This window comes from Candidatus Chordibacter forsetii (assembly GCF_964187505.1).
Lineage (GTDB): Bacteria > Verrucomicrobiota > Verrucomicrobiia > Opitutales > Seribacteraceae > Chordibacter > Chordibacter forsetii.
The window spans coordinates 1-11,805 of sequence record NZ_CAXLML010000195.1; the positions used below are offsets into that span (position 1 = coordinate 1).

General features: G+C 45.4%; 11 protein-coding genes. 7 read left to right on the top strand and 4 right to left on the bottom strand.

Annotation, left to right across the window (positions count from 1 at the left end):
• Together ACKPQ4_RS08585 and ACKPQ4_RS08590 are read left to right on the top strand one after the other, a co-directional pair.
• A partial coding sequence (locus tag ACKPQ4_RS08585; RefSeq protein WP_407680776.1) for a uracil-DNA glycosylase occupies positions 1-932 on the top strand: 932 nt, incomplete at its 5' end.
• Positions 933-944: 12 nt separating this feature from the next.
• Positions 945-1,592 carry a thiamine diphosphokinase gene (locus tag ACKPQ4_RS08590; protein WP_407680777.1) on the top strand — a complete coding sequence of 216 codons (648 nt, stop codon included), beginning with the start codon at positions 945-947 and terminating at the stop codon, positions 1,590-1,592.
• Between the two features lie 54 nt (positions 1,593-1,646).
• Here the strand turns inward: ACKPQ4_RS08590 and ACKPQ4_RS08595 are convergent, their stop codons facing one another.
• A complete protein-coding gene (locus ACKPQ4_RS08595) occupies positions 1,647-2,099 on the bottom strand; it encodes a hypothetical protein (RefSeq protein WP_407680778.1) in 453 nt (150 codons plus the stop codon).
• Positions 2,100-2,223: 124 nt separating this feature from the next.
• Between ACKPQ4_RS08595 and ACKPQ4_RS08600 the strand changes: the two genes are divergently transcribed.
• The gene (locus tag ACKPQ4_RS08600; protein WP_407680779.1) at positions 2,224-2,556 is read left to right on the top strand and encodes a TraR/DksA family transcriptional regulator; all 333 of its coding nucleotides are present in this window, start codon (positions 2,224-2,226) and stop codon (positions 2,554-2,556) included.
• A gap of 23 nt (positions 2,557-2,579) precedes the next feature.
• On the opposite strand, the gene ACKPQ4_RS08605 is transcribed toward ACKPQ4_RS08600, so the two are convergent.
• Complete coding sequence (locus ACKPQ4_RS08605) at positions 2,580-4,622, bottom strand: cation:proton antiporter domain-containing protein (protein WP_407680780.1); 2,043 nt, start codon at positions 4,620-4,622, stop codon at positions 2,580-2,582.
• Between the two features lie 409 nt (positions 4,623-5,031).
• Here ACKPQ4_RS08605 and typA point away from each other — a divergent pair, with 409 nt between their 5' ends.
• From typA to hflC, 4 genes are all read left to right on the top strand, one after another.
• Complete coding sequence (typA, locus tag ACKPQ4_RS08610; RefSeq protein WP_407680781.1) at positions 5,032-6,864, top strand: translational GTPase TypA; 1,833 nt, start codon at positions 5,032-5,034, stop codon at positions 6,862-6,864.
• Between the two features lie 49 nt (positions 6,865-6,913).
• Entirely contained in the window at positions 6,914-7,348 is a 435-nt protein-coding gene (locus tag ACKPQ4_RS08615; protein ID WP_407680782.1) for a CC0125/CC1285 family lipoprotein, read from the top strand.
• A 73-nt stretch (positions 7,349-7,421) separates the two neighbouring features.
• Positions 7,422-8,405 (top strand): FtsH protease activity modulator HflK, encoded by a 984-nt coding sequence (gene hflK / locus ACKPQ4_RS08620; protein WP_407680783.1) that lies wholly within the window; start codon positions 7,422-7,424, stop codon positions 8,403-8,405.
• Positions 8,402-9,376, top strand: coding sequence for a protease modulator HflC (hflC, locus tag ACKPQ4_RS08625; protein ID WP_407680784.1), 975 nt, complete (start codon positions 8,402-8,404; stop codon positions 9,374-9,376). The genes hflK and hflC overlap by 4 nt, the downstream gene beginning before the upstream one ends.
• Here hflC and ACKPQ4_RS08630 read toward each other — a convergent pair.
• Entirely contained in the window at positions 9,262-10,152 is an 891-nt protein-coding gene (locus ACKPQ4_RS08630) for a hypothetical protein (protein ID WP_407680785.1), read from the bottom strand. The genes hflC and ACKPQ4_RS08630 overlap by 115 nt on opposite strands.
• A 9-nt stretch (positions 10,153-10,161) precedes the next feature.
• Positions 10,162-11,613 (bottom strand): hypothetical protein, encoded by a 1,452-nt coding sequence (locus ACKPQ4_RS08635; protein ID WP_407680786.1) that lies wholly within the window; start codon positions 11,611-11,613, stop codon positions 10,162-10,164.
• Positions 11,614-11,805: the final 192 nt, after the last annotated feature.

Here is an 11,805-nt window from a genome sequence, read left to right on the forward strand (position 1 = left end):
GGGATGCGGCTTTGGCGGTTTTGGATGAATTAAAAAGACAACGGTCCGAAGGAATTCGCCATTTGTACATGGAGGAATCCACTTTGCAGGGATTGGAGGAATTATTAGCAGGAGGGAAAAAGGAGTCTCCACCGATTGCCGCTGTGCCTGATAAGCCTAGATTTGATCAAGTCTCCGAACCCCCTGCCGTGGCTAAGGTTCTTCCGGATACCCAAGCACCTCTTCAGGAAAAGACTGCTCCTGTTTCTCAACCAACTCTAAAATCAGTCAACCCAGCACTGGCGAAACCGCCGGAGATTTCACTGCCCAATGGATCAAAGACTGAACGATGGAATTGGCTAAAGGAGCAGGTGTTGGGTTGCGAGGTTTGCCAGTCCGAGCTTAATCCCGGGGCAAAGGTGGTTTTTGGAGTTGGGAGTTTGGATGCAGATTTATTTTTTTGTGGGGAAGCCCCGGGTCCAGAAGAGGAGGAAGCGGGCGAACCCTTTGTTGGACCGGCTGGTGAATTGTTGGATAAAGTTATATCTGTCATGGGACTGTCGAGGGAATCAGTTTACCTTGGCAATGTGGTTAATTTTCGTCCCCGTCATGAACGTGCTTACGGTAACCGCCCGCCCACTTCCGATGAATTGAACTTTTGTTTGCCCTACCTAAAGGCACAGTTGGAAATCATTAAGCCAAAAATCGTGGTTGCCCTTGGCAAGACCGCGACCGATGGATTGCTTGGTCCTGACCCTCAGCGCCGGCTCGGACAGATGCGTGGAAGCTGGCATGAATACGAAGGTATTCCCATGATGGTCACCTATCACCCATCCTACCTCCTCCACAACCCAAGCAAATCGAGTAAGCGTAAGGTATGGGATGATATGCTCATGGTTATGGAAAAGTTGAAACTCCCGATCAGTGAGAAACAACGGTCCTTTTTTCAATAAGCCTTTTTTACTGTGTCTGAATCAATCGTCTTAATGACACTGGCGGGGCATACCCCTTCGGCCGAGCTTTTGAGCTGGCGGTCGGAAGAGGCTGAACTTTCGATCGCGGTGGATGGTGGTTGCTTGGCTTATCGCCATGCGGATGTTGAACCGGATGTAATACTTGGAGATTTTGATTCCTGTGGAGATATTTCGGACATCCAAACGAAATTTCCACGATCAGAGATTCATAAATTACCTGACCAGGAACATACCGATTTTGAAAAATCGGTTTCTTGGATGATGAATAGGGGAGTTCCCAAACAACTGGTCATCCTTGGTGGACTGGGAAAACGAACAGATCATTGCCTTTCCAATTTGATGACCGCTGCCCGGATTAACCCGTCGGTGGAAGTGGTCTTTGATGATGCCCACGAGTATGTGAGGAGAATAACTCCGTGCACATCTTTCTTACTGAATGGTAGGTCGGGAAGTACCCTTAGCCTGCTCCCCATGGGAAAATGTGAAGGTGTAGAGAGTTCTGGTCTGCAATGGGAATTGCAAGGGGTAGATTTTTCCTGGGACGGAATGGTCAGTCAGAGTAATCAATGTGTTGCCGATGAAGTACGGGTGGAATGCCAAAAAGGGGTTCTCTTTGCCTTTGTTTCCAAGGAGTCATAAAAAAACCCTGCCGGTATTGACCGACAGGGTTTTAATAAAGTAACAAATAAATACTTAAGACTTGAACTGGGGGAGTATTCCTTTGTCCATTGCTTCTTTGAAATACTTTTCTGGGTCCTTCTTCCATCTGCGCTGTGCACTGGATGACCAGAAGTAGACGGTCTTTCCATTGTACTCAATGGATTTGGATTCGGGATTGACAATCCGATCATTGTAAATGGGGCAAAAACGTTGATCGAGCAATTCAACTTTGTCCACGCCAAGTTCCTTCTTTTCAGATGCGGAAAACTTTTCGGCAAGTGCAGGTACTGCTTTTATGTAGTAAGCAGTAGCCTTGTCGAAAGCTTTGACGCAGGAACCGCAGCAAAATTCGATCTTCTTGCCCAGGACCTCAGAGTATTCTTCCGGATCGATGTCGTCATCCAACATGAGGGCACATTTTTCTGCTCCAAAAAGAGCGGGCTGCATAAGCAATGCGATAAAGAGAGTAGAGAGTGCAATTTTCATATTACCTAATTTGATCGATCGATTCATAAAATTCAAGCTTTTCAGAGGGATTATAGAATATTTTTTTCTGGAGGTAGGTATTATCGGGTTGACCAAGGCAGGTAGGCTCTTTGCGATACAGACAATGAGAGATTCGCAAAACCTCGAATGTTTCCGCAAGCAATTGCAGGAATCTCTCGAGGAGATCGAACAATACCTGGCTAAGACGGCAGAATCAGCCGAAGCAGTTTCCCCGGATAAAGGCCTTGGTCGTTTATCGAGAATGGAAGCGATGCAGGACCAACAACTCATTCTTGCGGCACGTCGTCGCAAAAAAATGCAAAAAGTCGAGGTTCTCTCCGCCTTACAACGCATAGAGAACGGAATATTTGGAACCTGTATATTTTGCGGAAAACCGATCGCTTTTGAGCGTTTGGAAGTTGCACCTGAAGCAACTACCTGTGTGAACTGTTCTTAAATTTATTTCCTGTACCGTTCATTTTATCCATGTGCGTCTGCTTGCTGAACTGCCTGATCGGCATCAAACCAGGGTGTAATGGTTTGTAAGTCCTGATCGTTCCCGATGCAGTACACAAGATCACCGGCGCAAAAAGTTGAATCGGCAAGACGATGGACAATCAAAGATTCTCCCTGTCGAATCGCGAGAATGGAAACACCCGATTTTTCGGCTAGGTCGAGATCCCGGGGAGATTGTCCAATCACCCGACTGCCTTCAGTGACTAACAAGTTCTCAACCTTCAAGTCCTTGAGCCCCGCATGGGCTGCCAGGGGTAGAGGGGAGGAGGAATGCTCGCGGTCGGAGTGCATTGTTTCCTCACGTGCCTGATCAATTTCACGGACAATTAAATTTCGCGGAATCTTGAGCTGACGTAGAACAAGGGAAAGAATTTCCAGCCCTCCTTCCACTTCAGATGCGACCACATTGACCGGTATGACTTTGCTGAGTTGTTCCGATCCACGCATGTATTGAGTGCGCACAAAAACGGGTGCTTGTACCTTCATTCGACCAATTGTGGAAATGACCCGCTCAATTGCCTGGTTGTCATTAATCATAATGACGATGGCCCGGCAGGTCTCGACATGGGCATGGCCAAGAGCTTCTTCACTGGTGGCATCAGCATAGTAGACTGGATCACCCAACCGGCGACCAAGCTCAACGTTATCCGAGTTCATCTCCAGGGCAACCGCTTCAATATCTAAGCGGCTTAAACTGTTGGTGAGTAAACGTCCGGCCAGCCCGTATCCAATGACCACAATGTGATCATTATGTCCGACTGTACGATGCTCGAGTTCTTCTGCACTTCTTGCCCGTAGGAGTTTAGCAAGTGGATCGAGTGCTCGTTCTCCGGCAGTAAAGTGAGGAGCTTTATAAACAAGTAGAGGGGTTAGAAACATGCTGAGAATTCCTGCGTTGAGTAAAGGACCAATTTCGGATTCGAGCACCACCCCTTCGTGAATTGCGAGTTGGAGGATCACAAACCCAAACTCTCCAAACTGAGCCAGGCCTACTCCGGCCAACCAGGCAGCCCGAGGGGGAAAACGCATAAAGGAGGCGGCAAGGATGGCAATCAACCCTTTCCCGCCAATGAAAGCGAGAAGAAGAAGACCTACTTCTACAGGCTTGTCGGCGAGTAATTGAAAATCAAAAAACATCCCCAGGGAGACGAAGAAGAAACTTACAAAGACATCGCGCAGTGGTAGAATGTCACCCATCGCCCGATGGCGGAAATCGGTATCCGCCACAATCATGCCGGCAAGGAAGGCACCCAGTGCCAGGGATAGACCTGTTAGGGAGGTAAGGTAAGCGGTTCCAATACAAAGGCAAAGTACAGTAAGGATAAAGACTTCATTACTGCGGCTTGAATCCACCCAGCGAAAGAGTAGGGGAACAAGCTTGCGGGAGGCGGCAAAGAGCAGGGTAACCATGAGTGCAGCCTTGGCTAAAGCTATGCCAATTGCTTGCCAGGTTTCGGGCTTATCGAGCCCAAACGAAAGTAAGGGTACGATAAGCACCATGGGAACGATGCAAAGATCCTGAAAGATCAAGGTACCCACAATAAAGCGCCCATGGGGTGCGTCTAATTCACCACGCTCTCCAAGAGTACGAAGAACCAAGGCCGTGCTGGATAAAGCAAAGACAAAACCATACACAATTGCCTGCGGAGTGGAGAGACCAAAACCTACACAGATTGCGAAGGTTACAAGAGCAGTGACGCTTACTTGGATTAAGCCGCCAAGAGCAACCTGGCGAAAGATATTGCGCAAACGGGCAAGAGAAAATTCCAAGCCGATTGTAAAGAGAAGGAAAATTACGCCAACTTCAGCAATTACCTCAATGGCTTCTGGGTCGTGGGCAAGTGAAAGTGCATTGGGGCCAACCAGGGCACCCGAGAGTACAAGCCCGGCAACCACAGGAAGTTTTAGTCGCCCGAGAATGAGGGTGACCAATACGCTAACGGTGGCAATAACGGTAATTTCCTGAAGCAAATGCATCGGGCAATCATCTGAATGATGAGTGGTCAAAAGGACAACCCGAAAGCTTTAAAATTTTGGGAAAATTATTTGTTTCAAGCATGAGAGAAATTCATCCTGCCCCGGCCGGGCAAAAAAGGTGAAGAAATTACACTCAATTCGAAGTTGAAAGTACGATTGGCACGCCTGATGCAAAACCCTTCTCACCAAATTAACCTGTAATAACAATAAATCATGGAAATAAATAAATACATAGGTAGAGAGAGTTCTGATGAAATGGTTTGGCTCAAAAGTTTGTGCTGGGGAATCGGACTGGCATTATTTGCGGTGAGCTTTCTTGGATTAATGAATCTGTAAAAGCAATTGATAATTGGTTTTTGACTAGGCTGAAAATTAATTCGCTTGGAGTGTAAGCTTGCCTTGCCAATGCTCAAGGTTGTCGATACTTTTGGTCGCTTGCATGAATTCCGCCGCACCACATTCCACACATATTCGTAACCTCGCGATCATCGCCCATGTTGATCACGGAAAGACCACTTTGGTCGATCAACTACTTAGGCAGTCTGGTGTCTTCCGAGAGAATCAGGCAATCGATGATCGCGCGATGGACTCGATGGACCAGGAGCGTGAGCGCGGAATTACAATCAAGGCGAAGAATACTTCCGTGCGTTGGAAGGAATACTTAATCAATGTAGTCGATACCCCTGGTCACGCTGATTTTGGGGGCGAGGTTGAACGGGTAATGAAGATGGTGGACGGTGTAATGTTGGTGGTGGACTCCCACGAAGGTCCACAGGCCCAGACACGATTCGTTTTGCAAAAGGCTTTGGCTGCCGGTTTATTACCGGTGGTATTCGTCAATAAGATTGACCGGCCCAATGCTGAGCCTGCCAAAATGCAGGACAAGGTGTTGGAACTCTTTTTGGAACTGGAAGCCACAGACGAACAATTTAATGCACCTTTTCTTTTTGGCAGTGCTAAGGAAGGCTTTGCTAAGGCTTCCCTGGACGATGAGAATACCGACATGCTTCCACTCTTTCAGGCAATTGTTGATCGTGTGCCTGCTCCAGTAATTAATGATGATCCCAACTTTCGCATGTTGGTCAGCAATGTCGACTGGTCTGACTATGTTGGACGCATCGCGGTTGGCAAAGTGCTTTCCGGTAAGGTCAAGGCAGGAGATCCAGTCTGGAGGATTGGTGAGAATGGATCTTCACCCCGGTCAAAGGTTACAAAAGTATTTGAGTACAGTGCTTTAGCTACTCAGGATTTATCTGAGGGTGTGGCTGGAAATATTGTCGGGGTTGCAGGCTTTGAAGAGGTTGATATTGGAGAAACTCTTTCGGGTAGCCCGGATGCTGAGGGTTTACCTTTTGTACAGATTGATCCTCCCACAGTTATGATGTCTTTTTCGGTAAATGACGGACCTTTGGCTGGACGCGAAGGAGACCGTGTGACTTCCCGTGAAATTCGCGAACGTTTATTTCGCGAAGCCCGCACCAATGTATCGATCAAGGTGGAGGATGGAAATGATTCCACTGAATTTAAAGTCAGTGCCCGTGGAGCTATGCAAGTTGCTGTCCTTGTGGAAACAATGAGACGTGAAGGCTTTGAGATTTTGGTAAGTCGACCATCTGTTATTCGCAAGGAAATCGACGGGCGGATGCACGAACCATACGAGACTTTATATTTGGAAGTGCCTGACGAATGTCTCGGTGGATGCATGCAGGCTGTGGCAAACCGCAAGGGGCAGGTGGATGATATGTCCGCCTCCAATGGATGGACTCGTTTGCAGGCAATCATGCCTACCCGTGGATTGATCGGGTTGGAGTTTGAGGCTCTTAATATTACCAGCGGTCGGGGAATTTTATCCCACTTATTTTTGGAGTACCGCCCGGTAACTGGAGAAATTCGAACCCGTCAAACGGGAACGCTTGTATCCATGGAAAAAGGTGAGTCTAATACATATGCACTGCGGAATATTGAAACGCGGGGTAAATTGTTCATTGGTTCAGGGGAAGAAGTTTATGAGGGTATGATTGTTGGGGAGAATCCACGGACTGAGGATTTGCCCGTCAATCCGACCAAAGCCAAACATGTGACCAATCACCGGGCAGCGGGAAGTGACAGGACCGAAGCTTTGACCCCTGCGATTCGCTTTTCACTGGAGCGGGCGATTGAATATGTAGGTCCCGATGAATTAGTCGAGGTGACCCCTAAACTGATACGCCTGCGTAAACGCATACTAGATTTTAACGCACGTAAGCGCGAGTCCAAGAAAGTAGTATCCTGAGTTTGCTCTTGGCTTGTACCTTCAAGCCGAGAAAGTTAAGCAAGTGAGAATGTTTTTCCGTTCTATTCAGTTTTATTTTTCAGTTCTTTTGTTAGTAATTCTTTGCGGGTGTGGAGTGGGTAACCTTTATGGACCTGCTTATTATTCAGATACCAAGCTTGGAGAGAATGTCAGAAGGGTAACTTTTCGGGGAGGTGATCATCCTATGACTGGGGACTTGTGCCTCCTTAGATGTGCCGAATTGACTTTGGAATCTGGCCATACACATTTTCAGGTTGTTGATTCTGAGTCCGGATCGAATATTGACCAGGTTGGTTCGGTCTATCCTTTTGACCAGCACTATCACATGGATAGCCCTTTTATTCGGGAAGTTACTTCCGTGACCAAGACCATTCGTCTACTCAAAGAAGAAGCTGAGGTTGGATTTTCATATAGTGCTAGTGACGTCCGTCGCTCGATGCGCCAAAAGTACGAGATTAAATAAGGCAATCGAAGTTATTTATTTCGTCCATCATTGACCTCCTGTCTACCTTCCTGTTGACTGCGCTCTTTTATCTATGAACGAACCAATTGAAATTCGTATCCCCGAGTTTATCCGCAATGGCTTGATCCTATGGGTCATTATCGCCATCGCCGTGATTAGCGGGGCTATCACATCCACCTACACCGTCCAAGCAGAGTCTCAGGGCGTGGTCTTGCGCTTTGGTAAGTATCTCAAGACCGTTGAGCCAGGCTTGCGATTCAAGGCACCCTACGGAGTTGATAAGGTGTATGTTTTACCTGTCCGTCGCCAACTTAAGCAGGAGTTTGGTTTTGCCACACTTGGTGCGAGTAACAACAACCAATTTTCGGAGCCCCGTACCCGCACCCGTGAAAAAAGCATGGTTACCGGAGATTTGAATGCGGCCGAGGTTGAATGGATTGTTCAATATCGTATTAGTGATCCGAGGCTTTATTTGTTCAATGTTTTGGATCCTGAAGGTACCTTGCGTTATGTGTCTGAGTCAGTCATGCGTACCGTGGTGGGGGACCGTACAGTCGACGAGGTCATTACCATCGGGCGTCAGGAAATCGAAGAAGAGGCACGCGACCGTTTGGAAAGTTTGGTAAACAAATATGAGTTGGGCATAGGTATTGATCAAATCCAGTTACAAAATGTTAACCCGCCACCGCCCGTTCAGGCTTCCTTTAACGAGGTTAATCAAGCTCAACAGGAAAGAGAACGTATGATCAATGAAGCAAACGGCGAGTATAATCAAGAAGTTCCGCGTTCCCGTGGGGTTGCGGATCAAAAGATCCAAGCTTCGGAGGGTTATGCCCTCAAACGGGTTAATGAATCCCTCGGTGATGTGGCCAGTTTCAAATCCATGCTTGCCGAGTACAAGAAAGCGCCAGAAATTACCCGAACCCGCTTATACTTGGAATCGATGAAAGAAGTGATGCCAAAAATGGGTAAGAAAATTATTTTGGACGAGGATGCCTCTCAGATTCTTCCTCTCTTACAACTGAACGATTCTGGAAAAGGAGCACTCACACGATGAAGACTCAAGCACTTGCCATACTTATTATTCTCGGAGCGATTGCGTTCTATCTTTGTACCTATGTGGTCAAAGAAACAGACCAGGTTATCCTTACCCAATTTGGAAAGCCTGTTGGTGAACCAGTTACGGAAGCAGGACTACATTACCGCTTACCCTTTATTCAGGAGGTCAATCGTATAGAGAAACGTTTTCTTCCCTGGGATGGTCCGGCCAATGAAATGTCTACCAAAGATAAGACCTACTTGATAATTGATACTTATGCTCGTTGGCGTATTAGCGACCCCATGCAATATTTCTTGCGTTTGCGCGATGAACGTAGTGCCCTTTCCCGACTTGATGATATCTTAGGAAGTGAGACCCGTAACGCGGTGGCAAAGCATGAACTTATTGAGATCGTGCGTACATCCAAAGACCGTGTGGCCGAGACGGATAAGCTACTTACTGAGGGTATTGGTAAAGTCGGTCTGCTTTATTCAATCAAGGTTGGACGTGAAAAAGTGGAGGAGGAGATTTTCAAAAAAGCCGCTGCCAAATTGACTGGCTTTGGAATCGAGTTGCTCGATGTTCGATTTAAAAGGATCAATTACAACGAAACGGTTCGTCGTAGAATTTATGAGCGTATGGTCAGTGAGCGTCAGCAAATTGCGGCCCGTTTCCGTTCGGAAGGAGCAGGGGAGGCAGCCAAGATTATTGGTAAAAAGGAACGAGACCTTCAGGAAATTGAGTCAGAGTCCTACAAGCGGGTGCAGGAAATTTACGGGGAAGCAGACGCCAAGGCATCCGCGATTTACGCCGAGGCTTATGATAGTAGTAAAATGTCTGCAGAATTTTATAAATTTATTAAGACATTGGAAACCTACCGCGATGTATTATCTTCAGATGTATCCTTGGTTTTGACCACGGATTCTCCACTCTTTCGCTTGCTTAAATCGACTGAAGTCTCATTACCCTCTGCCGTTTCTGCTGATTGATCAGGTGGATTAATTCCTCCCAGCCACGCTGGAAGGTCTTCGATCTTTTTGAGGAGAAAGTGATAGGTTGTTCGGTCAATCCATCCTTTTTGTCTTATGTGTTCAAGCCACTTTTTCCTTCGAGCCAATTCAATTTTTTTAGCCTTACTATTACCATGTGTTGCACCTCCTGACGGTGCCATTACTAAATAGATAGTCAAGGCTCCACCGCACAAAAGTAGGTAGAGGGCAAACTTTTCAATTCCTCCCTCTTCTTGTTTGCTTATAACCTCTAATTTTTTACTTGGAGTAGTACTAGTTAATTGCTCAGTAAAATTTCGATCTCTTATTTCCTTGGTTATTATCGCCAATTGAAGAAGTCCTTTTTTCCTGTCCTCATTAAAAAACTGTTCAATTTTTTCTGATTCTTCTAAGAGGAAAGAAGAACGGGCACGACTAATTTCGATGGAATCAAAGTAATTACCAAGCATCCAATCGGAAATCGATGAACTGGAAATAGTGGAAAGTTTCAGGGGTGATCGGTTGATTGATAAACTGGATTCTAAGCTTATCCGTGCGATAAAATCCATGGGGTTGTCAGCCGAGTATATGTGAAGTAGAGATTCAGCAAAAAAAGATTCCTGAAGGCAATAATACTTCAAGGTTGGCGAAGTTAACGGATCGATAACTAATAAACGATTTTTTAGGCTTTCTGGAATCGTATCTTGCCCATGAATAGATACCCGGGGACCTTCAAAGCAGGCAAGGATTAGAATAAAGCGAAAAAACAAAGCCATCGGTTCTCCTTACGAGACCTGATTTTCTATTTCGGTAGGATTTTCTTTTCTGGAATGCCTGCTGTAAAAAAGAGAAACTAGCTTCTTTATCGATCTTCGACTTTCCCGATTGCAGGCAATTACGCAGAAAAGGGCACCGGTTAAAAAATAGGTCGACGGTTCAGGGACAGGACTAAAGTTTAGATTACTAAATTCGTAGGTTAAATAAAGCTCGTTACCATTTTTATGAACACCCCAAAGATCAGTGGGTTGATTGTACCCGTCAAATCCGTTGAGCCAGGCATCAATTCCTGTATGCCCTCCACTACCAGAGGTAGTAAGGTTAAAGGAACTGGTTACATCTCCAGACGCACCCCAACCTGATATGGTTAAAAAGTTGAATCCACTAGTGCCTGTATAATCATTTAGTGCATTTCCGCCAGTCATGCCATAAGCCAATACCGCTAATGAATCGACGCCGTCATTAGCGATGATACTTAAATTAAATTTTTGACTGTTACTTGGGTAGGCTGTGAAATTATCAGGTTGGTTTAATTTAGAATCTGCACCAGGTGTAAAGTCATCTATTTCCCAGTTGTAAGTGGTGCCAGTTACCCAATCAGCCCTTCTTTGTCTACTGCTTTGTATCGAAGTTACAGGGTCTTCAAGCGTTTCAGTAGTTAAAGCTTGGTTATTTTCTAATCGGACGATCGGTTCAAGGGGATTGGAACTGAAAATATCGTAATAAAATGCTGGAGCAGAGTTGGATTTTGGCAGGAATTGAGGATAATTATGAAATAAATTTTGAAGTTTAAAGGTTTGTTCCTTTAGCTTTGTAACTTTCGAGTTCAATTGGTCGGTTTGAATATTGGGCGAGCGCGTATCTGGGAATTTTCTTGTACCTGAGTAGAGCATCGATGGAGAAAGGTGCTGATTCATCGAATGCCCAAATTCAAAAGTAAGGTAAGAGGTCAGAGAATTGTAATTCTCGAGTTCTTTGGAACCTTCCCAGTGAAGAGGTTTCTCGATAGAATTTAGCTCTCTAAGAAAGTAATATGACCTGGAATGAATGAAGGTCTTTCTTTCCAGGAAATCATTAGGGTCGAAATCCAACAGTAAATCAGGCAGGGTTGGAACAAGATTAGGAGCAGAGTTAGGTTTTTTGGATAAATTTAATTCAACTAAATTTGCCCTCCTTGAACTTTTCGAACGATTATAATTTTCAGAACCTAAATATTGATTTGAGAGTTGGGAAACTTTTTGATTCAACTCAGGGTAAGAAAGGACGCTCTTTGGATAAATGTTTTCCGAATTGTGATGGGGTGGGAAAAACAATTTCGTTGAAAAAGTGCTTTCAGTAGAAAAATCATGGCTTTTATGATGATGTGTATCAAATGGGTGGATATACTGAGCCTCCAAGGAGAACTTTTGCAAGAACCCGAAAGCAACGGTGAGTAACCACCTCTTATAACTAACACGCATTACTTAATATATTAGCGAAAGTAATTAAAAAGATACAGATTTAATCCGTGAGTGTGCTTAAAAAATTTATTTATTAGTCGATTGATCGATCGGTCGGAATTGAACTACTAATTCATATCATTTTTAAAGATTTTGTTTTGGGTTGGTCTTTTCTGATATTCTTTGGGAATTTATGAGTATGGTTTGGTATTT